We start from the raw sequence: 24,726 nt of genomic DNA, 5'->3' as shown, positions 1-24,726 counted from the left end.
TGAAGCGCATTTCCTCGCCGCGTTGGACGGCTTGAAAGAACGCGGCAATTACCGTGTCTTTGCCGAACTGCAGCGGCACGCAGGACAGTATCCGCGCGCGACGCGCTACACCGAAGACGGCGAGACGCAGGACGTCACCGTCTGGTGTTCCAACGATTATCTCGGCATGGGACAGCATCCCGATGTGATGCAGGCCATGCATGACGAGCTTGACCGGTCTGGCGCTGGCGCCGGCGGCACCCGCAACATTTCCGGCACCATGCACGTGCACCGCCAGCTCGAGCTCGAGCTGGCCGATCTGCACGGCAAAGAGGACGCGTTGCTGTTCACGTCCGGCTATGTCTCCAATTGGGCGGCGCTGTCGACGCTTGCGTCCAAGCTGCCCAATTGCATCGTATACTCCGACGCGCTGAACCATGCCTCGATGATCGAAGGCATCCGTCACAGCCGCGCCAAATGCGTCGTCTTCAAGCACAATGACGCCGAGGATCTCGATCGGCTGTTGTCGGCCGCGCCCGAAGGCCATGCCAAGCTGGTGGCGTTCGAGAGCATCTATTCGATGGACGGTGACATGTCGCCCATCAAGGACATCATCGAAGTCGCCGAAAAACACGGCGCCATGACCTATATCGATGAAGTGCATGCCGTTGGCATGTATGGCCCGCGCGGCGGCGGCGTTGCCGAGCGCGAAGGCCTGATGGACCGGATCACGGTGATCGAAGGCACGCTGGCCAAGGCCTATGGCGTCGTCGGCGGCTATATCGCCGGCACGAAGGCCATGTGCGATTTCGTGCGCAGCTTTGCATCCGGGTTCATTTTCACCACGGCGCTGCCGCCAGCGATTGCGGCAGGGGCGCTGGCATCCGTTCGCCACCTCAAGGCGAGTCCGTTCGAGCGCAAGCGCCAGCAGGAGCGGGTCGCCAAGGTTCGCGCCGCACTGCGCAGCATGGGCATCCCGCAGCTGGAAAACCCCAGCCACATCATCCCGGTGATGGTCGGGGATGCCAAAAAGGCCAAGATGATCAGCGACTGGCTGATGGACAATCATGGCATCTATGTGCAGCCGATCAACTATCCGACTGTTCCGGTCGGCACGGAGCGGCTGCGGATCACGCCTTCGCCGGTGCACACAGATGACGATATCGACCGCCTTGTGAAGGCCTTGTCCGATATCTGGGGCCAGTGCGCCCTTCACCGGGTCGAAGCGGCGGCCTGAATCGGGCATCTCGAACACAAGAAAAAGCCCGCGCGGTTCGCCTGCGCGGGCTTTTTCTTGCGCGGCGCCTGTGGCCGCCAGGCAACGCCACGAAACTGTCACCGGAACAAAATCCATTTGTCATTGAAACGGCACGGTCCCGTCACGTGCGCCTGCAAACAGCGAGGCGTCACGTCCAGAGGGGAACCCGTTTCATGCGCCTTACCGTCAGCCTTCGCATCGCCTTGCTCGCTTCCGTCGCTGCAAGCCCGGCAATTGCCGCGCCGCAGTCCCCCGCCATCACACAACTTGCGGCCGATGATGCCGCTGCCGGCGCTGCCGCAGAAGCATCTGAGGCCGCTGCCGAGGATGCCGAAATTGTCGTTTATGGCCGTGGCGAAACCCGGCAGGTCACCGAAATCAGCGCCGCTGACATTCGCTTGACGGTCGCTGGCTCCAGCCCGTTCGTCACCATCCAGAAGCTGCCAGGCGTCAACTTCCAGTCGGCGGACCCCTTTGGTGTCTATGAATGGTCCACGCGCATTTCCATTCGCGGGTTCAACCAGAACCAGCTCGGCTTCACCCTCGACGGCGTACCGCTCGGCGACATGAGCTATGGCAATACGAACGGCCTGCATATCAGCCGCGCCATAATAGCCGACAACATCGGCACCACGCGCGTCAGCCAGGGCGCCGGCGCCCTTGCGACGGCCTCGTCGTCGAACCTCGGCGGAACGATCGAATTCCAGAGCCGCGAGCTTCAGGAAGACTTTGGCATTGCTGCCAACGGCACCTATGGCAGCCAGGACACAATCCGCGGCTATGTCGCCATTGATTCGGGCGATATGGGCGGCCTGCGTTCCTCCGTCAGCTATGCCTATCTGGACGCCAAGAAGTGGAAGGGCGTCGGCACCCAGCGCAGCCATCAGGTCAACGCCAAAGCCAGCTATGACTTCAGTGATTCGGCCCGCCTCACTGGCTTTGTCAATTTCACCGACCGCAAGGAAAACGATTATCAGGATCTGTCGCTCGGCATGATCCAGCGGCTGGGTTATGACTGGGACAATATTTCGGGCAATTGGCCGCTCGCACTGCAGATTGCCGGCATTGCTGCAAATCGCGGTGACGTCGGCGGCTTTGTACCGCGCACGCCGCGCCCGCAGCTCGGCACCGTGTATCCCGCGCCGATCCAGACCGCCGATGATGCCTATTATGACGCTGGCGGCCTGCGCCGTGACTGGCTCACGGGCCTCAAGCTGGAAGGCAATCTCGCAGAAACCGTCACTGCGAGCCTGCAGGGCTATTACCATAGCAATCGCGGCCAGGGTTCCTGGTTCACGCCGTACCTTGCCAGCCCGAGCGGCAATGATGTCTCGTTCCGCACCACCGAATATGACATTTCGCGCTTCGGTTTCATCGGCAACATCAAGGCAGAACTGGGCGCGCATACAGTGCAGGCCAGCGTCTGGTACGAAAGCAACGACCTCAACCAGGCGCGGCGTTTCTATGACGTGACCGGCGCCACCGTGCCGAGCACAACGGCCCTGACCTATCAGGCCAACCCGTTCTTCAGCCAATGGGACAATGCCTTCTCGACCAAGACGCTCCAGTTCTCCGTGCAGGACAGCTGGGCCATCAGTGACAGTTTCACGGTGTCGGCAGGCTTCAAGGGCCAGGACGTGAGCTTGCGTGCCCGCGAGAACATCGTGACGGGCCGCCTCGCGCTGGGCACCATCAAGAACGAGGATTACTTCCTTCCCCAGGTCGGCGCGCTCTACAAGATTGACGAAAACAACGAGATTTTCGCCAATTTCACGCAAAATCAGCGCGCCTTGATCGCAGCGGCCACATCCGGTCCCTTTGCCACGACGCAGGCTGGCTTTGATGCCATTCGCGCCAACCTGCGTCCGGAACGTTCAACAACGATCGAAGCCGGGTACCGTTTTACTGCCGGTCCGGTGCGCGGTGTCCTTGCTGCTTATTATGTCGATTTTTCCAACCGCTTGCTTGCGACCCAGAACGGCGCGGGCATTGTCGGCAACCCGGCAGTGCTGGCCAACGTCGGCAGCGTGCGATCGCTGGGCGTCGAGGCCGGCCTGACCTGGCAGATCATCCAGCCGCTGACGTTGACGGCGAGCTATGCCTATAATGACTCGACCTATCGCAATGATGTCACCGACGTGAATGGTGCCGTGCTTCAGGCCATTGCCGGCCGCACGGTCGTCGATAGTCCTCGCCACATCGGCAACATCGAACTGGCCTATGATGATGGCCAATTTTATGCACGCGGCAACGCCAACTTGATGTCGAAGCGCTTCTTTACCTATTCGAACGATCAGTCGGTTGGCGGCCGCGCCATTGTCGATGCCAAGATTGGCTATCGATTCGCCAGCGACAGCCGCTGGCTGGACAAGATCGCTATCGAAGCCTCGGTCACCAACCTCACCGACCATCGCTATGTCGCCACGATCGGCTCCAATGGCTATGGTTTCTCCGACGACAATCAGACTCTTCTTGCTGGTTCGCCGCGTCAGGTGTTCGTGACCCTTCGCAAGGATTTCTGAAAAGCAGCGCGCTATTGTACGACCGTACAATAGCGCATGCTGAAAGCCGCAAAAAAACCACCGCCCGGCTCCAGTTCATGGAGCCGGGCGGTGCCTTCTGCTCGCCACCGTGATGGCGCGGTCATGGGCGCCTGCTTTGGCTCAGGCGGCCATGCTTTGCGCCTTGCGGCGGCGGGCGGAAACGCCAACCAGGCCAAAGCCAGCGATCAGCATCGCCCAACTGGCAGGTTCGGGGACTGCGGCGACATAGACACGGTCGATGACTACGTCCTTCGACGGGACGAAGCTGGTGTCGAACACGAACGACACATTGTAGAAGCCGTCCGTGGTGATCGTCGTCTGGCCTGAAAAATGCTGCCAGGTGCGAATCGGCCCGCTTGAAACAGCGTAATTGGCGATTGTATTGCCGAGCAGGGTGGCGCGGAAACGTGCTTCACCAGCATTGTTGAAACCATTTTGCGGCGCAAAGGCCGAAAAACCGAACTCGTAACGGCCGGCGGTCAGGAAGATGCTCTGGCTAAGCGACTGGCCATTGGCGCGGTCGGTAACGAAATAGGCTGCTCGGGCGCCCACTGCGTCCGGGCTCGGGTTGCTGGAATTGTCGCCGGGGACCGCCTCGCCAAAGGCGCCGTTGGGATAGGCAGCGGCGGCACCATAGAAGATCGCGACTGGCGGGAAGCCCTGGGCGTCGCCGCCACCGATCGTCCAGCTGCTGAGGCCGCTTTCAAAACTGCCGTTCAGAACCTTGTTATTCGTCACGGCGCTGGCCATGCCGCTGGAAAGCGCCAGTGCGGCACCAAATGCAAAAGTCGTCGCGAACTTCATCAAACGCTCCATCAATGATGAATAAAGCCCTAACACATACTTAAAAAGTTTCGCAATCATTAAAATTTGCGTTGCGCTGAAAACTCAGCCGCCGCTTGCCGCACGCGCGTTGGCGCCCTAGGGATTGGGCATGGGTACACCCTTTCCGTTCACAGCCATTGTTGGCCAGCATGAGATGAAACAGGCGCTGTTGATGGCTGCGGTGGAGCCGCGGCTGGGCGGTGTCATGGTGTTCGGTGATCGCGGCACCGGCAAATCGACGGCCGTACGCGCACTTGCGGGGCTGCTGCCGCCGATGAAGGTGGTGCCAGGCTGCCGTTATGGCTGCGCGCCGGCTGATACGTCGCCGTGTATCGAAGGGTGCCGCGAGCGGGCCGGCAAAGCTGTCATCGAGGCGCCGGTGCCATTCGTCGACCTGCCGCTGGGCGCCACGGAGGACCGGGTGGTCGGCAGTCTTGACCTCGAACGCGCGCTTGCAACGGGGGAAAAGCGCTTCGAACCGGGCCTGCTGGCAAAGGCCAATCGCGGCTTTTTGTACATCGATGAAATCAACCTGCTGGAGGACCATCTCGTCGATCTGCTTCTCGATGTTGCGGTCAGCGGCCAGAATGTCGTGGAGCGCGAGGGCCTGTCGATCCGCCACCCGGCGCGCTTCATTCTGATCGGCTCGGGCAACCCCGAGGAAGGCGAGTTACGGCCCCAGTTGCTTGACCGGTTCGGCCTTTCTGTCGATGTGCGTACGCCCAGCGATCTTGGCGAACGCATCGAGATCGTCAAGCGCTGCGACCGGTTCGATCGTGATCCAGTTGGTTTTGCTGCTGATTTTGCAGCCAGCGAGAAAGAAACGCTGGACAGCATCGCCAAGGCGCGTGTCCGGTTGCCCAAGGTGCATGTTGGCGATGACATGCTGGTATTGGGTGCGCGGCTGTGCTCGGCAGTGGGGGCCGATGGCCTGCGCGGCGAACTGACCTTGTTGCGCGCTGCGCGTGCCCAGGCCGCACTTTCGGGTAAGAAGGAAGTGAAGGCACATCATGTCGCCGAAGTGGCGACGATGGCGCTGCGCCACCGTCTGCGGCGGAATGTTCTCGATGATACGGGATCGGCCGGCCGCATCACCCGCGCCGTATCGGAATTGCTGGCGGCATGATATCGGCCCGGCGCGCAAGGAGCGCGGCGTGACGAACGCGCAAGGCGGGGCGCCGGCCGAAGTGGGTGGCGAGCCAGATGATTCAGACGAGCGCTGGGCGCTGGCATTGAGCGCAATCGAAGTGCTTGCTGCGGCGGGATCCAGCATCGGCGGCGCGTTGGTAAGAGCGCGGCCCGGCCCGGTGCGGGACGCCTGGACCGATGCGCTGGCGATGATCGCGCCGCTGCGCCGGCTGCCGTCCAATACCGATGCCGACGCACTGGATGGGGGCCTCGACCTCACGGCGACACTGGCGCAGGGGCGCGCCGTGATCCGGGAGGGCATATTGGCCGCTGCGCGTGGCAGCATATTGGTGGTGCCGATGGCAGAACGGCTGGCGCCGGCGCTGGCGGCGCGGCTTGCGGCCGCCATCGATGAAGGCGCGCCGCCGATCATCCTGTTCGATGAAAGCGATGCTGCCGACGAGGACCGCGACCGGGTATCCGCATCGCTTGCCGACCGGCTGGCCATTCACCTCGATCTGGGTCCGGTGCGGCTGGGGATGGCGGCGCTGCTGGCCGGCGAACCGCCGCCGCCGATGGCATTGATGGCACAGCCCGGCGCCCCCGTGCGCGACTGCGAAACGGCATTGGCGGTGGGCGCGGCGCAGTTGGGCATCGCATCGATTCGCGCGCCGATACTGGCGGCGCGGGTCGCCCGCGCTAATGCCGCAGCCGACGGCCGCGATGTCCTGCGCGAGGCGGATATGGCCGTAGCGGGGGCGTTGGTGCTTGGCCCGCGCGCCACGCGGATGCCGCCGCCGCCTGAGGAGGATGAGCAGCAGCCGCCGCCAGAGGAGCCTCCACCAGAGGAGCCGCCCGCGAATGATCCGCCGCCGGACGAACCGCCGGGCGAGGATGAGAGCGACGAGCCACCCAGCATCGACCCGACTGACCTGGTCCTGGACGCCGCACAGACGGCGTTGCCGCCGGATCTGTTGCGCGCCCTGGCCAATGGGGCGGTAATGCGCAGCGGCAAGTCACAGGGATCAAGCGGGGCCAAGCAGAAAAGCCTGACATCGGGCCGGCCTGCCGGTGTGCGGCCGGGGATGCCGGGGCGCGGGGCGCGCCTTGCACTGATTGAAACGATCAAGACGGCAGCGCCCTGGCAGAAGATTCGCCCAACGCGCGATGATGGCCGGTTGTCGATCCGCAGTGACGATCTGCGCATCCGGCGCTTTTCGGCGCGGACTGAAACTACAACGGTATTTGCCGTGGATGCGTCTGGTTCTGCAGCCTTCGCCCGGCTCGCCGAAGCCAAGGGTGCGGTCGAACTGCTGCTTGCGGAAGCCTATGTGAAGCGTGCTGAAGTGGCGATGGTCGCATTTCGCGGCCAGGACGCCGTGCTGGCGCTGCCGCCGACTCGGTCACTGGCCCGGGCAAAGCGGGAATTGGGCGCGTTGGCCGGCGGCGGCGGCACGCCCATGGCGGCCGGCATCGACATGGCGCGCGGCGTCGCCGAGGCCGAGCGCCGGCGCGGACGCACGCCGATGGTGGTCATCCTGACCGATGGCCGCGCCAATGTCGGCGGCGGTGTCGGGCAAAACCCGCAAGAGGCGGCAATGGTGGCGGCGCGGGCGCTGGGCGCCACAGGCATAGCATCGGTTTTCATCGACTGTTCGGCGCGGCCACGGCCCGAAGGCGGCAAGCTTGCCGAGGCGATGAACGCCCGGCTGGTGGCGCTGCCGCGTGTCGATGCCAAGGCGGTGGTGGCGGCGGTCAAGGCCGCTGGAAAAGCAGCCGGGAATTCGGGGACATGATGCGCTGGGAACACGATGGCCGGCATGTGCCGAACCGCGAGTGGAGCCGCTTCGTCACGGCTGGCGGCCTGAAATGGCACGTGCAAGTGACGGGACAAGGCCCGGTCTTGCTGCTGATCCATGGCACGGGTGCTTCGACGCATAGCTGGGCGGATCTGGCGCCGCTGCTGAACCAGCACTTCACGCTGGTGATGCCCGACCTGCCGGGCCATGGCTTTACAGCCGCGCTGCACCGTCCCGACCCTGCGCGCGTTTCGGCGGCTCTGGCGGCGCTGATGACCGCGCTTGAACTGAACGCCGAAGTGATCGTCGGCCACAGCGTTGGCGCGGCGATTGCCTTTGCGATGACGGCGCGCGGTGATGCGGCACCAGCGGCGCTGATCGGCCTGGGCGGCGCGCTCCTGCCGTTTCCGGGCATGGCGGCCAAGCTGTTTCCGGGGTTGGCGCGCGCCTTGTTCGTCAATCCGTTGATGCCGGCGTTCTTTTCGATGACGACGCGGCTGCAATCGATGCCGGCGTTGCTCCAACGCTGGACCGGCTCCAGCTCCACGCCGGGGCAGGTTGCGCATTACGAGCGATTGTTTGCCGATTCGGGCCATACCGGCGGCGCACTCGCGTTGATGGCGAACTGGGATCTGGACGTGATTGAGGCGACGATTGAGGCGGTCAATGTGCCGGTGCTTTTGCTGTATGGCGAGCGTGACAAGACGGTGCCGCCGGCGACCAGCAGGACGGTGGCGCAAAGGCTGGTGAAGGGCGAGGCGCGCGGCCTGTCCGGGCTTGGCCATCTGGCCCATGAAGAGGCGCCCGACCGGCACGCGCAGCTGATCCTCGATTTTGTCCGGGGGCAGGGCATCCTTGCGGCGGCGGCGTGATGGATCCTGCCTGGCTTGGCCCCATCGAGATGGGCATGACCTTTGGCGCTGTGGCCGTGTTCACCGGCTGGCAGCTTTGGACGCTCCGGGACCGGAAGAATGATGGACCGGGCGACGGCGACGGTGAAGACAAGCCCGCTGATCGGGCGAATGCCTCAGCCCTTGCGGGGCATCCGCCAGGGCAACATCCATTGGACGATGCCGGAGCGGAACCGATCCAGGTCGAGTGATTCGTGCACGGCGACGACATCCTCGCCGAACAACCGCGTCGACAGGGCGGTGCGAGAGTAAAAGGGGGTGTCCTCCCAGGTGGCGCGCACTCTGGCGATATAGCCGGCATCGGCTCGGGTCAGGCGATTGACCTGCCAGCCGGTGCGCGGCAGCACCATCGGCTCGGGCATTTCCATCACTTCGGCGACACCGTCCTTGCCGATGCGCAGCGCCATGCCGAAGTCCTTGCCGCCCCTCAGCTTGCCTTCGTACATCACTGCCGTGGCGCCGTCCGACAGATGCGCGCGCGACCATTGCCAATCGGCAAAGCCTTCCTCCAGCGCCTCGCTACCGTGATTGCCGTCAAGATAGCCGGTGCCGGCCCAGCGCAGGTCGGGCCGAGAGAAATCCACCTCGACGCGTGATCGCGGCGCCAGCGGCTCCCAGACATGGCGGCCAGCCGGGTCAAGCCGGAATCGCCGCTGGCCGAGCACTTCGGGCGTGACGCGGATGCGGCCGCGCACCGGCAGCGGCAGGAGCGCGTTCACTTCATCGACATCGATGATCAGGCTGTTGCCGTCCCAATGCACCTGGCTCGGGCCGATCTTCAGGGTGGTGCGATCGCGCCGCAGCGCCGTCTCGCCGCGTTCGGTCATTGCCCAGCGGCTGCCGCGCTCACCATAGAGCGCGACATTCAGTGCGATATGGTTCTCGGGCCGGCCGCGGCCGCTTTTCTTGTAATAGGGGGAGAATACCGAACCGATGAAGGCGATGACAGTCAGGCCGAAGCGGCCCCCGTCTGGTCCCTGGGCGTCTGATTCGGCGTCGACGTACCACCAGCGGTAGCCCCCGGCAGGAATATCCTGGTCGAAGCGCGGGCCGAAAGGATCGCTGCGCTCGCCAAGCGGCCGGACAAGGCCGCCATCGGTACGCCCGCCCCCGGGTGCGCCGATCCCCCGGCGAGCCACAGACCCGGCACCCGCGTACTGCTTCCCGGCCGGCGGAAGCTGGCCTGCCACCCGTGCGAGGCCCGTCCATAAAGGGCCCCACCGCTCGAAGGGAAAAGCGCCTCGAACATCGCCGGGTCCACCGGTACCATCGCCGACGGCGTCAGCGTCAGTCCGCAGCGGCTCAGCGCCCGGAACGTGGCCGTCTGACATTGGTCGATCTCCTCCTGGCTGGGCGGGCGGTTGTTGCCGGTGCCGTCGCCGGTGGCAGGGGCATTGACGATAAGCTGGAAACGCTCCGGTCCAGTTGGCACCGGGCCGATTCCCCGGTCTTGGGCGCATAAATAGACCGATGGCGCCTCCGGCAAGCGGTGTTCTTTGAAAATGTGCCGGAATTCGGCGGCATAGTCATCGGAAAAAAACACATTGTGGCGATCAAGCGCAAAGCCGGATGCTTCGGCGGTCATCATCGTCACCAGCGCCGACAATGATCGGTCGGCAGGTTTCACGCCCTTGGCGGCGCCAGCCACGGCTGCACCGAAGCGCCCGTCGGCGATGGCCGACACATCGCAGTTTCCCAAGACGTCGCGGCCCTCGATGACATCGCCGCTGGCCAGCCGCACGCCTGCTGCGCGGCCACCGCGCACGATGATTTCCTGGGCATGGGCGCCATAAAGGAAGCGTGCGCCGCGCGCCTGCGCCAGCGCTGCCAAGGCCTCTGCCACTTTGTGCATGCCGCCATCGACAAGCCAGACTCCGCGTGATTCGAGATGGGCAATCAGCATCAGCGTCGCCGTCGCCTCGAAGGGATTGGCGCCGCAATAAGTGGCGTATCGGCCATAGAGCTGGATCAGGCGCGGGTCGCGGAAATGCCGTCCGAGCGCTTTCCAGAGCGTCTGGAACGGATTGATCGCCAGCATCTGGCCCAGATTGAACGGCGCAAACCGCATCGCAAGACCGATCGGCGATGTCACCGGGGCTTCCATGTAGCGGTTTTCGAGTGCGTCCCAGATGCGCCCGGCCTCGGCCTGGAAATTGTCCCAGCCGCGCGCCTCGGCAGGTCCGGCAAAGGCCGCAACGGCATCGCGGCTGCGCGCCGTGTCGGCCCATAGATCAAGCCGCGAGCCATCGCTCCAGCCATGGCAGGCGAGCTTGTCGGATCGCACCAGCGTCAGATGGTCCTCCAGCCGTTCGCCAAGGCTTTCGAACACCTGCTCGAACACCCAGCGGGCGGTGAATACGGTAGGGCCGGCATCGACCGCGACGCCGCCGACATCGACTGTGCGCAACTTGCCGCCCGGATGCGCCATCCTTTCGACAACAGTCACGGGCACGCCGGCGCCGGCCAGCAACGCTGCTGCGGTCAGCCCTCCGATCCCCGCTCCGATGATGACAACGCCGTCAGCGTCCGACAAGATGTGTCGCCTCCCCGATCTGCAACACGCGGCGTCCGTGCCGAATTTGTTGCCAATGATTGACCGGCGTCATGCGACTGTCCAGAGAGTTTGACACAAATGTCCGTGACGCCGCCTTCTCCGCCTGCTTGGCCAAGCCATCGCGCCAGCCTGAGAGAGCGTTGGCTGATCGGACGCAATCGCGTGCTCTCTAGCCCGGCCTTCCAGCGCTGGTCGATGCGGATCCCGGTGTTCCGGATGATCGCCCGCCACCATGCCACGGCGATGTTCGGCGTCATCACCGGTTTTGTTTACACCAAGACGCTGACCGCCGCCGTGGATGCCGGTGTCATTTCCGCGTTGGCGCAGGCGCCCGCCACCACCGCTGCGCTGGCCAAGGCGGCAGGGCTGGAAATACCTGCAATGCAGCGACTGCTGGCGGCGGCCCGGTCGATCGACCTTGTCGAGCCGGTTGACGCGGAGCGCTGGACTCTGGGGCAGCGCGGCGCGGCGCTTGCCAGCAACACGGGCGCGCTGGCGATGATCGAGCATCACAAGATATTCTATGACGATCTGGCCGATCCGCTGGCCATGCTGCGATCCGGGCGTGGCGGCGGCAAGCTGGCGGCGTTCTGGACCTATGCCCATGCTGCCGGCACCGGCGCGCCAGCCAGCGACGACGATGCAGCATTTGGGCAGGGCAATGTTTCGGGCGGGACCGCGCCCTATTCGGCGTTGATGGCGGCCTCGCAGCCGATGGTGGCGCAGCAGGTGCTGGACGCCCATGATTTCGGTCGCCACCGGCATATGCTCGATATCGGCGGCGGCCATGGGGCTTTTCTGGCCGAAGTGGCTGGACGGCATCCCGGGCTGCAGTTGTCGTTGTTCGACCTGCCTGCCGTTGCCGAAGGCGCACGGGCCACTCTGGCGGCGCGCGGGCTGGGCAACGTCACGTGCCATGGCGGCAGTTTCCGGGATGATGCTCTGCCCGGCGGCGCGGACCTCGTCAGTCTGGTGCGAATCCTGCACGATCATGACGACGATGTTGTTCAGGCCTTGCTGACAAAGGTGCGCGCCATGTTGCCCAAGGGTGGCCGCTTGCTTATCGCCGAGCCGATGGCCGGCACGCCTGGCGCCGAGGCCATGGGCGACGCGTATTTCGGGCTTTATCTCTGGGCGATGGGGTCCGGTCGCCCGCGCACCGCCGCTGCCTATCTGGCCATGCTGCGTGCGGCAGGTTTCGCCCGCGCACGCGAAGTCGCCACAGGCCTGCCGATGGTGACAAGGCTGATCGTCGCTACTGCCTGAGGGCACAAATCGGACCGGCTTAGTCCACTTTTTTGCACGAAAAAGCGTCAAGCTGGCTTTACAACAACTTCGCTTGGGCTAGAGTGCCGAACAAGGACGAGGCGGCTGACAAGAGCGGCTCCCCATGGGTGGTAGATGGACACATTGGCCGTAGTTGTCGAGGAGCCGGGGCGCGTTGCGCTTCGCCGTCTCGACATAACGCCGCCGGATGCCGACGACGTCGTCGTTTCAGTCGCATACAGCGGCATTTCCATGGGCACCGAAAAACTGATGTACGCAGGTACCATGCCAATGTTCCCTGGCATGGGTTACCCGCTTGTGCCGGGCTATGAGGCGGTGGGCCGCGTGGTCGAAGCCGGCGCCAATGCGGCCCACCGCATTGGCGAGACGGTATTTGTGCCCGGTTCGTCGAAATTCGTTGGCGCCCGGGGGCTTTTTGGCGGTTCTGCGGCGATGCTGGTGACCGGTGCGTCGCGCGTGCACGCGCTGCCCGACGGTCTTGGCGAGACGGCCGTCTTGATGTCGCTGGCGGCCACTGCCCAGCACGCGGTGGCCGGTGGCCAGATGCCGGACCTCATTATCGGGCACGGCGTGCTTGGGCGATTGCTGGCGCGGCTGGCGATTGCGGCGGGCGCGGCGCCGACGGTCTGGGAAATCAGCGAGGCGCGGCTTTCGGGCGGCGATGGCTACAAGGTCGTGAAGCCTGATGCCGATGACCGGCGGGACTACCGCTCGATCTATGACGCGAGCGGCGATTCGACCATAATTGACAAGGCGGTAGCGCATATGGCGCCGGGCGGCGAGGTTGTCCTGGCCGGCTTCTACAGCGAGCCCCTGTCGTTCAACTTTGCGCCTGCGTTCCGGCGCGAGGCGCGTTTCCGCATTGCCACCGAGTTTCAACCTGGCGACCTCGCGGCTGTTGTCGCGATGGTGGGCAGCGGCGGGCTGTCACTCGAAGGTCTTGTCACGCATGTGGTGCCGGCGACTGACGCCGCCACGGCATATGGGCGGGCCTTTACCGACTCTTCTTGTCTCAAGATGGTCTTCGACTGGAGAAATATCGCATGAGCATCAACGCCCTTCTCGAAGAAGCCCTGGCACTGCGCGAAGAGGCTGCGCAAGAGCCTGACCCGGTGCACACCGGGCCGGTCACCAAGGAAACCCAGATCATCGCCATTTATGGCAAGGGCGGTTCCGGCAAGTCGTTCGCGCTCGCCAATCTCAGCTACATGATGGCCCAGCAGGGCAAGCGCGTGCTGCTGATCGGCTGTGATCCCAAGAGCGATACCACCAGCCTGTTGTTTGGCGGCAGGGCAACGCCGACAATCATCGAAACCTCATCCAAGAAGAAGCTTTCGGGTGAGGAGTTGACAATCGAAGACGTGTGCTTCCAGCGTGACGGCGTGTTTGCCATGGAGCTTGGCGGGCCGGAAGTCGGTCGTGGCTGCGGCGGCCGCGGCATCATCCATGGTTTCGAGACGCTGGAAAAGCTCGGCTTCCATGACTGGGGCTTTGATTATGTGCTCCTCGATTTCCTGGGCGATGTCGTCTGCGGCGGCTTTGGGCTGCCGATTGCCCGCGACATGTGCCAGAAGGTTATCGTGGTTGCCTCGAACGACCTGCAATCGCTTTATGTCGCCAACAATGTCTGCAAGGCAGTCGAATATTTCCGCAAGATGGGTGGTAATGTCGGTGTCGCCGGCATCCTGATCAACAAGGACGATGGCAGCGGTGAGGCGCAGGCATTTGCCGATGCGGTGGGCATCCCGGTGCTGGTCAGCATCCCGGCTCATGACGATATCCGCAAGAAATCGGCTAATTACCAGATCATCGGCACCCATGACAGCCAGTGGGGCCCGCTGTTCGCCGAATTGGCTGAGGCTGTCGAAACCGCGCCGCCGGTGCGGCCGACGCCGCTGGATCAGGATGGTCTGCTCGGCCTGTTCAAGCCCGAAGACACTGGGGGCAACTTCGTGCTGAAGCCGGCAACCCAGGCCGATCTGCGCGGCGGCACCTTTGAGACCAAGCCGACGCTCGAAGTGGTTTATGACAATGTCTGAGTCGCTCCTGGCTCCGGGCGAACCGCCGGCGCTGGCTGAAGGGGCCGGCTGCCATGCCGGCGCTGACACCATGCGCGACGCCGCCGCCAAGGCGGGCAAGTCCGAAGTGCTCGAACGCTATGCGGCCGACTATCCCAAGGGTCCACATGACCAGCCGCAGTCGATGTGTCCGGCCTTTGGGTCGCTGCGCGTGGGCTTGCGGATGCGGCGCACGGCAACCGTGCTCTCCGGCTCGGCCTGCTGTGTTTATGGCCTGACCTTTACCTCGCATTTCTATGGCGCGCGGCGCACGGTCGGCTATGTGCCGTTCAGTTCGGAAACATTGGTCACCGGCAAGCTGTTCGAGGATATCCGCGACGCCGTACACGACATGGCCGATCCGGAGAAATACGACACGATCGTGGTGACCAACCTGTGCGTGCCCACCGCGTCCGGCGTGCCGCTGCAATTGCTGCCAGACACGATCAATGGCGTGCGCATCATCGGCATCGATGTGCCGGGCTTTGGCGTGCCCACCCATGCCGAGGCCAAGGATGTGCTGGCCGGCGCGATGTTGAATTTTGCCCGCAAGGAAGTCATGGCGGGGCCTGTCGCGGCGCCTGCGGTGCGCCCGGACAGGCCGACGATCACGCTTTTGGGCGAGATGTTTCCGGCCGATCCGGTTGGCATCAACATGATGCTCGAGCCGCTGGGGCTTGCCGCCGGACCGGTGGTGCCGACCCGCGAATGGCGTGAGCTGTATCAGGCCCTGGACTGTGCGGCTGTTGCTGCAATCCACCCGTTTTACACTGCTGCCGTCCGCGAATTCGAAGCCGCTGGCCGCAAGATCGTTGGATCGGCTCCGGTCGGCCGCGATGGCACTGCAGCCTGGCTGGCGGCCATTGGCGATGCCTGCGGGATCAGCGCCGACAAGGTCGCGGCGGCACAGAACCGCTTTCTGCCCGCCATCACTGCGGCGCTTGAGTCGAAGCCGATCAAGGGCCGCATCACTGTCTCGGGCTATGAAGGTTCGGAATTGCTGGTGGCGCGCCTGCTGATCGAATCGGGCGCCGATGTGCCTTATGTCGGCACCGCTTGCCCGCGCACGAAATGGTCCGATCCGGATCGTGAATGGCTGGAAGCCAAGGGGGTGCGCATCCAGTTCCGCGCCAGCCTCGAACAGGACATCGCTGCGGTGCAGGAATATCATCCAGATCTGTCGATCGGCACGACGCCTGTCGTGCAGCATGCCAAGAGCCATGCGATTCCGGGATTGTATTTCACCAACCTCATTTCAGCGCGGCCACTGATGGGCCCGGCGGGAGCCGGAAGCTTGGCGCAAGTCATCAATGGTGCGCTGGCCAACAAGGCGCGGTTCGATACGATGCGCGAATTCTTCAAGGGCGTTGGCGAAGGCCATGCCGCCGGCATTTGGGAAGAAGTTCCCGTCGACCGGCCGGAGTTCAAGAAGAAATATGCTGCCAAGATGATTGCAGCCGCGAAGTCCGAGGAGGCGATCGGCAACTGATGCGCGTCAATTACATCCTTTCAGGCGGTGTCCGATGCTAGTTCTCGATCATGATCGTGCCGGCGGCTATTGGGGCGCCGTTTATGCCTTCACGTCGGTCAAGGGCCTGCAGGTCGTTATCGACGGGCCTGTTGGCTGCGAGAATCTGCCGGTCACATCGGTTCTGCACTATACTGATGGCCTGCCACCGCACGAGTTGCCGATTGTCGTCACCGGGCTGGGCGAGGAAGAACTGGGCAAGACCGGTACAGAAGGCGCGATGAAGCGGGCGTGGAAAACGCTCGATCCGACATTGCCATCGGTCGTGGTCACCGGTTCGATCGCTGAAATGATCGGTGGCGGCGTGACGCCCGAAGACACCAACATCCAGCGGTTCCTGCCGCGCACCATCGACGAAGACCAGTGGCAGTCGGGTGACCGCGCGTTGACATGGATGTGGAAGGAGTTTGGCCCCAAGAAAGTGCCGCCGCTCAAGCCGCGCAAGGAAGGCGCCAAGCCCAAGGTCAACATCATCGGGCCGCAATATGGTACGTTCAACATGCCCTCGGACCTGGCGGAAATCCGCCGGCTGATCGAAGGCGTGGGCTGCGAGGTCAATCTGGTCTTCCCGCTTGGCACACACCTGGCCGATATTCGTCGGCTTGCCGATGCCGAAGTCAATGTCTGCATGTACCGCGAATGGGGCCGCAATCTGTGCGAAGCCTTGGAGCGACCCTATCTGCAGGCGCCGATCGGGTTGAATTCGACGACATTGTTCCTGCGCAAGCTGGGCGAGATGACCGGCGTCGATCCCGAGCCCTTCATCGAAAAGGAAAAGCACACCACAATCAAGCCGCTGTGGGATTTGTGGCGGTCGGTGACACAGGATTTCTATGGCACTGCCAGTTTTGGGGTGGTGGCGACGGAAACCTATACGCGCGGCCTGCGGGCGTTCCTCGAGGACGATATGGGCATGCCCTGCAATTTCCACTTCATGCGCACCGCCGGGGTAAAGCCGGACAATGAGAAGGTGCGTGAGGCAATCGCGACAAACCCGCCGCTGATCGTGTTCGGCAGCTATAACGAGCGGATGTACATGGCCGAGGCCAACAGCCGTTCGATATATGTTGCGGCCAGCTTCCCGGGTGCTGCCATCAGGCGCCATACCGGCACACCGTTCATGGGCTATGCTGGCGCAACCTGGCTGATGCAGGAAGTCTGCAACGCGTTGTTCGACGCCCTGTTCTTCATCTTGCCGCTCTCGACTCAGATGGACCGCGCCGAGGCGACGCCATCGCGTCTCCTTGAATCGGTCATCTGGGCCGACGACGCTCGCTCCGAGCTTGATAGATTGGTTGACAACGAGCCGGTTCTCGTGCGCATCTCTGCGGCGAAGCGTTTGCGCGACGCGGCAGAGCGAGTGACGCGCGACGCGGGGGAGAAACAGGTGACAATGGCGCTTCTCAAAGCAGCCGCGCGTCTTTTCGAGGCTCAGGCCGCTTGAAAAGACTATACTTCTTGGGCTCTTTTGGGCCACAATCAATTTGCGGTGGAATCATCCTACGCCGCAAAGCCGCCGGTCGGGCGGGATCAGTTTGGTCTCGTGCGGCGGAACCATCGGAGGAAAAGGCATGAGTGACAATAAGATTGGTCCAGGTACTTACCTGACCGACGCCGAAGCGAAGGAGTTCCACAAGGGCTTCGTCATTTCTATGGCGTTTTTTGTGTTTGTGGCCGTCGTTGCCCACTGGCTTGTGTGGGTCTGGCGTCCATGGTTCGGCGAACCGCGTCCATATGCGGCCGTCGAAATCCATCAGATCCAGTCGGCCGACGCCAATGGCGTCGCTGCGCCGCGCGGTTAAGGAGCAAAGACAATGTGGAAAGTCTGGCAGACCTTCAATCCGCAGCGCATTCTCACCGCGCTTGCGATCTTCCTGTTCACGCTCGCCGTGCTCATTCACTTCATCCTGCTCAGTACCGAACGGTACAACTGGCTGGATGGGGCGGGCGGGCCGGCAAAGGCTGCGGCCCTTGTCACGTCGACCCAGTCGGCCTGACACGACCCGCCCAGAGTTGGTTAACAGCTAAGGCGTGACGGGCGGGGCCGAGCAATCGATCCCGCCCCAGCGCAAAATCAAGATCAGAATCCGTACCGCGGCCCTCGGGCCGGCGGCCACCCTGGGAGGTGCGCCATGGCAGTGTTGAGTTTCGAACGAAAGTACCGAGTACGAGGAGGTACCCTGATCGGGGGCGACCTTTTCGATTTTTGGATGGGTCCCTTTTACGTCGGCTTCTTCGGGGTCACGACCATATTTTTCGCCGCTTTGGGTACGGCGCTGATCCTTTATGGTGCCGCCCTGGGTCCGACTTGGAACCCGTGGCTGATCAGCATTGCACCGCCTGACATCAGCTATGGTCTCAAGCTGGCGCCCCTCAGGGAAGGCGGCCTCTGGCAGATCATCACGGTATGCGCCATCGGCGCGTTCAGCAGCTGGGCGCTGCGAGAAGTGGAAATCTGCCGCAAACTGGGCATGGGCTATCATGTGCCCTTTGCCTTTGCAGTTGCCATTTTCGCATATGTGACGTTGGAGGTGTTCCGCCCCATCCTCATGGGCGCCTGGGGATTTGCATTCCCCTACGGCATCTTCACGCACCTCGATTGGGTGTCTAACACCGGCTATCAGTATCTGCATTTCCACTACAATCCGGCGCACATGATCGCGGTGAGCTTCTTCTTCACCACGACGCTGGCGCTCGGGCTGCACGGCTCACTGGTCCTGTCGGCGGTCAACCCCGCCCCCGGTACCGAGGTCAAGTCGCCGGAATATGAAGATACGTTCTTCCGCGATCTTGTCGGCTATTCGGTCGGCACGCTTGGCATCCACCGTGTGGGCCTGCTGCTGGCGCTGAATGCCGGCTTCTGGAGCGCGGTGTGCATCATTATCTCGGGTCCCTTCTGGTCACGTGGCTGGCCGGAATGGTGGACCTGGTGGCTCAACCTGCCGGTCTGGCGCTGAGCGGGAGACGCACCATGGCATATCAAAACATTTTCACCCAGGTTCAGCTGCGCGGTCATCCCGAAGAAGGCGTGCCGCTTGACCATAACAACGACGCGCGTTCGGGGATCCTTGGCAACACCTATTGGATGGGCAAGCTCGGCGGCTTTCAGCTGGGTCCGATCTACATCGGCAAGCTCGGGCTCGCTTCCCTGCTCTGCGGGTTCCTGTCGTTCGAGATCATGGGCTTCAACATGCTCGCCTCGGTGAACTGGGACCCTGTGCAGTTCGTGCGGCAGCTGTTCTGGCTCAGCCTCGAACCACCGCCGGCCAAATATGGCGCTACCTTCTTTGTGCCGCTGGCCGAAGGCGGCTGGTGGATCATGGCAGGCGGATTGCTGACTGCATCGATCCTGTTGTGGTGGGCCCGCACCTATGTGCGCGCCAAGGAGTTGAACATGGGCACCCATGTCGCCTGGGCCTTTGCATCGGCTATCTGGCTCTATCTGGTGCTCGGCTTCATCCGGCCGATGATGATGGGCAGCTGGGCCGAGGCAGTGCCGTTCGGCATCTTCCCGCACCTCGACTGGACCGCCGCTTTCTCGATCCGCTACGGCAATCTATTCTACAATCCGTTCCACGCGCTTTCGATCACCTTCCTTTATGGTTCGACCTTGCTGTTTGCCATGCACGGCGCGACCATCCTGGCAGTGGGCCGCTATGGCGGCGAACGGGAAATCGAACAGATCACCAGTCGCGGGACGGCTTCGGAGCGCGCTGCCCTGTTCTGGCGCTGGACCATGGGGTGGAACGCCACCATGGAATCCATCCATCGCTGGGCGTGGTGGTTTGCGGTGTTGACAACGCTGACTGGCGGTATCGGCATTCTGTTGACCGGCACCGTCGTTGACAATTGGTATCTCTGGGCCGTCCAGCATGGCTTCGCCCAGGCCTATCCGGCCACCGGCGTCGTCGATCCGGCCGCCCTGCCGGGAGCACCGCAATGAGCCGCATGTGGAAACTACTTGTTCTTGCCCCGGCCGTTCTGCTGGCCGGGTGTGAACTGGGCACCAAGGTTGTCGAACAATCGGGCTATCGCGGCACCGGCATGGCCTATGTCGCCGACAAGAGCGACATGGCAAAGCCGGGCGATGTGCCCCCGCCGCCCTATGAACTCACTGCCGACATGCTCAAGGGCGACCGCGCCAGCGCCGTCTACGAGAATGTCCAGGTGCTGGGCGATACGTCCGCCGACGAATTCAACTATCTCATGCAGGCGATGACCACGTGGGTTGCGCCGGACGGATCGGTGAAAAACGGCGGCTGCACCTATTGTCACAATCCCGAAAACATGGCGTCCGACGAGCTGTACACCAAGGTTGTTGCACGCAAGATGCTGGCGATGACGCGGCAGATCAACGCCGAGTGGAAGCCGCATTTCGGTAACAAGGACAATGCCGGCGTCACCTGCTGGACGTGCCATCGCGGCAAGCCGTTGCCGGTGAACAACTGGTCGTCGGCTGTGCCCGATGGGCCGAGCATCACAGGCCGCAAGAACGGCGGCAATTCTCCGGCCGCAACGGTTGCCTATGCCTCGCTCGCCTATGATCCGTTCACCGACTATCTCGCCGGCAAGGAAAATATCCGCGTCGGTGCGACCAAGGCGCTGCCATCGGACCACAAGGCCTCGATCCAGCAGACCGAAAAGACCTATGGCCTGATGATGCACATGTCCCAGGGCCTTGGTGTCAACTGCACCTTCTGTCACAATTCCAACAACTTCGCGAAGTGGGAAGACAGTCGGCCGCAGCGCGTCAATGCCTGGTACGGTATTCGCATGGTGCGGGACATCAACAACAACTACATCACTGCGCTCGGCAATGTCTGGCCGGCAAACGGCAAGGGCGCCAATGGCAACCGCCGTGGCCCGCATGGTGACCCGCTCAAGGTCAACTGTGCAACCTGCCATCAGGGTGTCAACAAGCCGATGGGCGGCGCGCTCATGCTCAAGGACTATCCGGCGCTCAAGGGCAGCTATGCTGCCAAGCCGGTGGTTGCCCAGGCACCTGCCGCACCGACGCCTATGGCGGCTGTGGCAGAGCCGGCCAAACCGGCGGCCTGAACGACCATCACGATGTGAAAGGCCCGGGGGAAACCTCGGGCCTTTTGCTATGGGCAAGCGCGTATCGAGCAGCGGGCCAGCATGCATGACCACCTCAGGGATGGAACTGCTTCACCGCTGATGCCATGTACGGATTGTCCTGGGCTTCGGGCACTTCGTTCTTCAGCCAGCAGGTACCGCCAGATGCCGGCGCGTTCATATCGACCACGAATGTCATGGCCATGCAGGCCTTTTCCTGCTCGCAAAGCGCGCTGCACGCTTCGGGATTGGCGACCCTTTGGCTGGGCCTGAAGTCCGACCCGTGGCGGTTCTTTCCCTGTTCCACGGGCCCCATGAACGGCCGGGAGACAGGCAGGGGTTCCTCTGACGGGACATCCTTGCTCGGCCCGTCATATCCCGGGCTTTCGGTGCCGCCGCCTATGGTCGCCTCAGGGCCCGCGCAAGTGGCAAATTTGCACCACCAGAATGGCTCCTGCGTGCTTCCGACAATGGCGATGATGGCCGCCGTGGCGACTGCGAGAATGGCACCCTTGAATGTCATGTTCTCGGCCATAAACACCCCCTGCGCAGCCTCCAAACTACCATGGGACAGCCGGCCATCAAAGCTGAGATGAAAAAACGCAGACGCAAGGCCTTGGTACGCTTTTGCTCGCGCACCTGTCGTCTTGGACGGCTTTGCAGGGCGCCCGTGCGTGATAGTCTCTGCCTGTCAGCATCATTGCTGGGTTGATCGGGGATGGTCATGGGTGAAGCAATGCACAGTACCGATCGGATAGTGGTTGACGCACTGATCGTCGGTGCCGGGTTTGCCGGCATGTACATGCTGCACAAGCTGCGTGCGGCAGGCATCGGCGCGACCGTCGTGGAGGCCGGCAGCGGCGTTGGCGGCACCTGGTACTGGAACCGCTATCCAGGTGCCCGGGTCGATATCCAGAGCCTGGAATACAGCTTCGGCTTTGACGAACAGCTGGAGCAGGACTGGCGCTGGTCCGAACGCTATGCGCCGCAGGCGGAACTGCTGCGCTATGCCGATCATGTTGCCGACCGTTTCGACCTGCGCCGCGACATGCGCTTTGGTGTGCGGGTCACGGCGGCGCATTGGCACGAGGCGGCGCAGCGCTGGCATGTCGAGACCGATGTGGGCGCGCGCTATGACTGCCGCTATCTCATCCTTGCTACGGGCTGTCTGTCGATCCCGACCGATGTGACCTTCCCCGGGATCGAGGATTTCCAGGGTCCGGTGTATCGTACCTCGCGCTGGCCGCATGAGGGCGTGGATTTTGCAGGCCAGCGCGTCGGCATCATCGGCACCGGATCATCGGCCATCCAGTCGATCCCGATCATCGCTGGTCAGGCCGAACACCTTACCGTGTTCCAGCGGACGCCCAATTACTCGATGCCGGCCCATAATGGCCCAATACCGGACGAGGATTTCCAGGCCTGGGCCAGCGATCCGCGCGGCTATCGCGCCAGGTCGCGCGATACCGGTGGCGGCTTTCAGAACGAGGCGCGGCCCGATGCGCTGGCCATGGCAACGGCGCCGGACGATATCCGCACCGAGCTTGAGCGGCGCTGGGCCTGGGGCGGCTTTCGTATTCTGGGCGCCTTTGCCGATAGCGGTATCGACCCGGAAGCAAACCGCATCGTCCACGACTTCATCGCGGAAAAGATCCGCGCGCAGGTCGCCGACCCCGAGGTCGCTGCGCTGCTGACGCCCAAGGACCACCCTTTTGGCACCAAGCGCCCCTGTGTCGATACCGGCTATTACGCCACCTTCAACCGGCCCAACGTCGCGCTTGTCGACCTGCATGCCGCACCAATCACGACCTTCAACGCTGGCGGCATCGCCACCACTGCCCGGCAGCATGATTTCGACGCCATTGTCCTGGCCACCGGTTTCGACGCCATGACCGGTGCCATCGACCGGATCGACCTGCGCGGCATCGATGGCCTCCAGATCAAGGACCATTGGGCGGAGGGTCCGCGGACCTATCTGGGCTTGATGGTGGCGGGTTTCCCCAACATGTTCACCATTACCGGGCCCGGAAGCCCCAGCGTGCTGACCAACATGATCAACAGCATCGAACAGCATGTCGAATGGATTGCCCAATGCCTCGCGTGGCTGGGCCAGCGCCAGCAGGCGAGCATCGAGGCCAGTGCCGAAGCCGAAGCCGATTGGTGCCGGCATGTCACCGAAGCAGTGACTCCGACCCTGCTGCCGCAAGCCAACAGCTGGTACATGGGCGCCAATGTGCCGGGCAAGCCGCGCATGTTCATGCCCTATGCTGGCGGGCTGAACACCTACACCGAAATCTGCCGACAGGTCGTCGCCAAGGGCTATGAGGGCTTTGTGGTCAAGAATGGCGATGCCGTGCTGAGTGACAGCCGCGCCTTTACCAGCCATCCGCCGATGCCCGACATTCCGGCGGCGTTGCTGCCGATCATCATCGAGAGGCTGACTGCGGCCGGGCTGATGCCGGCAGCGGAATAGCGCGTCAGCGCGTGCCGGCCGTCGCCCAGAGCTGGCGCACCACTTGCGCCAGCGACGGGTGATTGCCGGCGTGATAGGCGCTGCCGGTCGGCAACGCCGCAAGCAGCTGCCGGTGCGCAGCGCCCAAGGCATGATAGGGCAGGCTGGGCAGCAGATGGTGCAGCGCATGATAGCGCAGGCCCACCGGTGCCCATAGCGCCGGCAGCAGGGCCGGCGGCGGCACGTTGACACTGTCGAGATACTGCGCGGTGATGGTCATCTGCTCGCCGTTATTGTCCCACAGATGCGCAGCCAATGTGCGGATCTGGTTGATGACCATGCTGCCCGACAGCACCGCCAGCCAGATCAGGAAGGCGCGCAGCGGGATAATGCCGATGGCCGTCGCCGAAAGCACGGCAATGGCGAACAGCGATGTTGCAGCCTCCATCATGTGCCAGCGCGCCAATTCGGCACCTTTGGGCTCATCGCGCCGGAAATCCGGGTTGATTGAAAGCGCGGAGAAGCGCGCCACCACGGCGGCCCGAAGGCCAGGCACGAGCAGCGACAGTGGCGCAAGCAGCGCATAGCGGATGAGCAGGCCGATGGGGCCGAGCGCGGCCACCGCGACAAAGGCCGGGATGCTGAGTTTGGAGCGGCGGGCAAGCGCCATGTATTCCGGGTCGCGGGCAGTGCCGTAGCGATGCCGCGCGTGGTGAAGGTTGTGCACGCCTTCGTACATGAAGCTCGGGATCATCATCGGGATGCCGGCGATGATGTTCCATACCAACCGGAAACCGGGGACGGAATTGTCTTTCATATGGCTGATTTCGTGAATGAAACTGCCGGCGCGATACAGCGCGAGCAGCGACGTCATGGCGGCCAGCGCCCCGACCCAGGCCGGCAGGCCGGGCATCGCCACCAGCACGGCCAGCGCGCCATAACCAATGGCAGCGGATGCCAGGAAATCCGCCCAATAGACGCCCGGGCGATAGGCGCCATGGTCGCGGGCAAGGCCGGCGGCGATGCGGATCATCGCCATGTCGTCACCGGCGCGCGGGCGCGCCGGCGCAGCACCGGTGGCAGCGGCGATATCCTGGGCGGGTATGGTCAGTTGCAACGACATGCAGCGGACATAGTCATGAATTGCGACAAGGTAAGGGCAGAAGGGCGGCAGCGCTGCGCCCCAATGTCGCGGCGGGAGGGTGTCCCGCGCCGCAGCGCCCCCCCCCCATGCCACGCTGACCTTCGATCAGATCGTCCGCGAAATCACCTCGCGCATGATCTCGCTGGTGCCGCCATAGATGCGCTGCACGCGGGCGTCGCGCCACA

At 63.5% G+C, this 24,726-nt stretch carries 22 protein-coding genes; 16 read left to right on the top strand and 6 right to left on the bottom strand.

The annotated features are described in order from the left end of the window. Together hemA and RMQ73_RS04205 are read left to right on the top strand one after the other, a co-directional pair. The coding region (gene hemA, locus RMQ73_RS04210; protein WP_409049828.1) for a 5-aminolevulinate synthase at positions 1-1,216 on the top strand (1,216 nt) is incomplete at its 5' end. A gap of 194 nt (positions 1,217-1,410) precedes the next feature. Beyond that, on the top strand, positions 1,411-3,759 hold the full coding sequence (locus tag RMQ73_RS04205; RefSeq protein WP_310496798.1) for a TonB-dependent receptor domain-containing protein: 2,349 nt from the start codon (positions 1,411-1,413) through the stop codon (positions 3,757-3,759). Positions 3,760-3,900: 141 nt separating this feature from the next. Here the strand turns inward: RMQ73_RS04205 and RMQ73_RS04200 are convergent, their stop codons facing one another. Beyond that, positions 3,901-4,584, bottom strand: coding sequence for a PEPxxWA-CTERM sorting domain-containing protein (locus RMQ73_RS04200; RefSeq protein ID WP_310496797.1), 684 nt, complete (start codon positions 4,582-4,584; stop codon positions 3,901-3,903). Positions 4,585-4,714: 130 nt separating this feature from the next. Between RMQ73_RS04200 and bchI the strand changes: the two genes are divergently transcribed. Genes bchI through bchO form a run of 3 tightly spaced genes read left to right on the top strand, consistent with a single transcriptional unit; the run spans position 4,715 to position 8,404 of the window. Continuing rightward, entirely contained in the window at positions 4,715-5,731 is a 1,017-nt protein-coding gene (gene bchI / locus RMQ73_RS04195; RefSeq protein ID WP_310496796.1) for a magnesium chelatase ATPase subunit I, read from the top strand. 28 nt (positions 5,732-5,759) lie between these two features. Then, a complete protein-coding gene (locus RMQ73_RS04190; protein ID WP_310496795.1) occupies positions 5,760-7,529 on the top strand; it encodes a magnesium chelatase subunit D in 1,770 nt (589 codons plus the stop codon). Continuing rightward, on the top strand, positions 7,526-8,404 hold the full coding sequence (gene bchO / locus RMQ73_RS04185; protein ID WP_310496793.1) for an alpha/beta fold hydrolase BchO: 879 nt from the start codon (positions 7,526-7,528) through the stop codon (positions 8,402-8,404). The genes RMQ73_RS04190 and bchO overlap by 4 nt, the downstream gene beginning before the upstream one ends. A 155-nt stretch (positions 8,405-8,559) precedes the next feature. Here the strand turns inward: bchO and RMQ73_RS04180 are convergent, their stop codons facing one another. Next, a complete protein-coding gene (locus RMQ73_RS04180; protein ID WP_310496792.1) occupies positions 8,560-9,270 on the bottom strand; it encodes a hydratase in 711 nt (236 codons plus the stop codon). 122 nt (positions 9,271-9,392) lie between these two features. Then, positions 9,393-10,976, bottom strand: a complete 1,584-nt coding sequence (gene crtD / locus RMQ73_RS04175) for a 1-hydroxycarotenoid 3,4-desaturase CrtD (protein WP_310496791.1) — start codon at positions 10,974-10,976, stop codon at positions 9,393-9,395. A gap of 183 nt (positions 10,977-11,159) precedes the next feature. Between crtD and RMQ73_RS04170 the strand changes: the two genes are divergently transcribed. From RMQ73_RS04170 to pufC, 10 genes are all read left to right on the top strand, one after another. Further along, positions 11,160-12,263 (top strand): methyltransferase, encoded by a 1,104-nt coding sequence (locus RMQ73_RS04170; protein WP_310496790.1) that lies wholly within the window; start codon positions 11,160-11,162, stop codon positions 12,261-12,263. A gap of 135 nt (positions 12,264-12,398) precedes the next feature. Continuing rightward, on the top strand, positions 12,399-13,331 hold the full coding sequence (gene bchC, locus RMQ73_RS04165; RefSeq protein ID WP_310496789.1) for a chlorophyll synthesis pathway protein BchC: 933 nt from the start codon (positions 12,399-12,401) through the stop codon (positions 13,329-13,331). Then, positions 13,328-14,323 carry a chlorophyllide a reductase iron protein subunit X gene (locus RMQ73_RS04160; RefSeq protein WP_310496788.1) on the top strand — a complete coding sequence of 332 codons (996 nt, stop codon included), beginning with the start codon at positions 13,328-13,330 and terminating at the stop codon, positions 14,321-14,323. The genes bchC and RMQ73_RS04160 overlap by 4 nt, the downstream gene beginning before the upstream one ends. Further along, a complete protein-coding gene (gene bchY / locus RMQ73_RS04155) occupies positions 14,316-15,830 on the top strand; it encodes a chlorophyllide a reductase subunit Y (protein WP_310496787.1) in 1,515 nt (504 codons plus the stop codon). The genes RMQ73_RS04160 and bchY overlap by 8 nt, the downstream gene beginning before the upstream one ends. Before the next feature lie 34 nt (positions 15,831-15,864). Then, positions 15,865-17,313, top strand: coding sequence for a chlorophyllide a reductase subunit Z (bchZ, locus tag RMQ73_RS04150; RefSeq protein ID WP_310496786.1), 1,449 nt, complete (start codon positions 15,865-15,867; stop codon positions 17,311-17,313). Positions 17,314-17,440: 127 nt separating this feature from the next. Beyond that, positions 17,441-17,671 (top strand): light-harvesting antenna LH1, beta subunit, encoded by a 231-nt coding sequence (gene pufB, locus RMQ73_RS04145; protein WP_310496785.1) that lies wholly within the window; start codon positions 17,441-17,443, stop codon positions 17,669-17,671. A gap of 12 nt (positions 17,672-17,683) precedes the next feature. Then, positions 17,684-17,866, top strand: a complete 183-nt coding sequence (pufA, locus tag RMQ73_RS04140; protein WP_310496784.1) for a light-harvesting antenna LH1, alpha subunit — start codon at positions 17,684-17,686, stop codon at positions 17,864-17,866. Between the two features lie 135 nt (positions 17,867-18,001). Beyond that, the gene (gene pufL / locus RMQ73_RS04135; RefSeq protein WP_310496783.1) at positions 18,002-18,826 is read left to right on the top strand and encodes a photosynthetic reaction center subunit L; all 825 of its coding nucleotides are present in this window, start codon (positions 18,002-18,004) and stop codon (positions 18,824-18,826) included. Positions 18,827-18,840: 14 nt separating this feature from the next. After that, positions 18,841-19,812, top strand: coding sequence for a photosynthetic reaction center subunit M (pufM, locus tag RMQ73_RS04130; RefSeq protein WP_310496782.1), 972 nt, complete (start codon positions 18,841-18,843; stop codon positions 19,810-19,812). Beyond that, complete coding sequence (gene pufC / locus RMQ73_RS04125; RefSeq protein ID WP_310496781.1) at positions 19,809-20,927, top strand: photosynthetic reaction center cytochrome PufC; 1,119 nt, start codon at positions 19,809-19,811, stop codon at positions 20,925-20,927. The genes pufM and pufC overlap by 4 nt, the downstream gene beginning before the upstream one ends. 94 nt (positions 20,928-21,021) lie before the next feature. Here pufC and RMQ73_RS04120 read toward each other — a convergent pair whose 3' ends face one another. Beyond that, complete coding sequence (locus tag RMQ73_RS04120; protein WP_310496780.1) at positions 21,022-21,480, bottom strand: PAN domain-containing protein; 459 nt, start codon at positions 21,478-21,480, stop codon at positions 21,022-21,024. 201 nt (positions 21,481-21,681) lie between these two features. Between RMQ73_RS04120 and RMQ73_RS04115 the strand changes: the two genes are divergently transcribed. After that, positions 21,682-23,418, top strand: a complete 1,737-nt coding sequence (locus tag RMQ73_RS04115; protein ID WP_310496779.1) for an NAD(P)/FAD-dependent oxidoreductase — start codon at positions 21,682-21,684, stop codon at positions 23,416-23,418. 4 nt (positions 23,419-23,422) lie between these two features. On the opposite strand, the gene RMQ73_RS04110 is transcribed toward RMQ73_RS04115, so the two are convergent. After that, on the bottom strand, positions 23,423-24,520 hold the full coding sequence (locus tag RMQ73_RS04110; RefSeq protein WP_310496778.1) for a fatty acid desaturase: 1,098 nt from the start codon (positions 24,518-24,520) through the stop codon (positions 23,423-23,425). 126 nt (positions 24,521-24,646) lie between these two features. Further along, positions 24,647-24,726 (bottom strand): acyl-CoA dehydrogenase family protein (locus tag RMQ73_RS04105; protein ID WP_310496799.1); only part of this gene is annotated, 80 nt, incomplete at its 5' end.

Origin of the sequence: Sandarakinorhabdus sp., assembly GCF_031430775.1 — a bacterium.
GTDB lineage: Bacteria > Pseudomonadota > Alphaproteobacteria > Sphingomonadales > Sphingomonadaceae > Sandarakinorhabdus.
The sequence above is the reverse complement of the archived record's forward strand: the minus strand, read 5'-3'. Positions and strand labels throughout refer to the sequence as shown.

Excerpts from the sequence above, each read along its gene's own strand:
- bchC (WP_310496789.1), top strand. The coding sequence starts at position 12,399 with ATGGACACATTGGCCGTAGTTGTCGAGGAGCCGGGGCGCGTTGCGCTT.
- bchO (WP_310496793.1), top strand. The coding sequence starts at position 7,526 with ATGATGCGCTGGGAACACGATGGCCGGCATGTGCCGAACCGCGAGTGG.
- RMQ73_RS04110 (WP_310496778.1), bottom strand. The coding sequence starts at position 24,520 with ATGTCGTTGCAACTGACCATACCCGCCCAGGATATCGCCGCTGCCACC.
- RMQ73_RS04205 (WP_310496798.1), top strand. The coding sequence starts at position 1,411 with ATGCGCCTTACCGTCAGCCTTCGCATCGCCTTGCTCGCTTCCGTCGCT.
- bchZ (WP_310496786.1), top strand. The coding sequence starts at position 15,865 with ATGCTAGTTCTCGATCATGATCGTGCCGGCGGCTATTGGGGCGCCGTT.
- pufL (WP_310496783.1), top strand. The coding sequence starts at position 18,002 with ATGGCAGTGTTGAGTTTCGAACGAAAGTACCGAGTACGAGGAGGTACC.
- pufA (WP_310496784.1), top strand. The coding sequence starts at position 17,684 with ATGTGGAAAGTCTGGCAGACCTTCAATCCGCAGCGCATTCTCACCGCG.
- RMQ73_RS04200 (WP_310496797.1), bottom strand. The coding sequence starts at position 4,584 with ATGAAGTTCGCGACGACTTTTGCATTTGGTGCCGCACTGGCGCTTTCC.
- pufC (WP_310496781.1), top strand. The coding sequence starts at position 19,809 with ATGAGCCGCATGTGGAAACTACTTGTTCTTGCCCCGGCCGTTCTGCTG.
- pufB (WP_310496785.1), top strand. The coding sequence starts at position 17,441 with ATGAGTGACAATAAGATTGGTCCAGGTACTTACCTGACCGACGCCGAA.
- bchI (WP_310496796.1), top strand. The coding sequence starts at position 4,715 with ATGGGTACACCCTTTCCGTTCACAGCCATTGTTGGCCAGCATGAGATG.
- RMQ73_RS04120 (WP_310496780.1), bottom strand. The coding sequence starts at position 21,480 with ATGGCCGAGAACATGACATTCAAGGGTGCCATTCTCGCAGTCGCCACG.
- RMQ73_RS04160 (WP_310496788.1), top strand. The coding sequence starts at position 13,328 with ATGAGCATCAACGCCCTTCTCGAAGAAGCCCTGGCACTGCGCGAAGAG.
- RMQ73_RS04180 (WP_310496792.1), bottom strand. The coding sequence starts at position 9,270 with ATGACCGAACGCGGCGAGACGGCGCTGCGGCGCGATCGCACCACCCTG.
- bchY (WP_310496787.1), top strand. The coding sequence starts at position 14,316 with ATGTCTGAGTCGCTCCTGGCTCCGGGCGAACCGCCGGCGCTGGCTGAA.
- RMQ73_RS04115 (WP_310496779.1), top strand. The coding sequence starts at position 21,682 with ATGCACAGTACCGATCGGATAGTGGTTGACGCACTGATCGTCGGTGCC.
- pufM (WP_310496782.1), top strand. The coding sequence starts at position 18,841 with ATGGCATATCAAAACATTTTCACCCAGGTTCAGCTGCGCGGTCATCCC.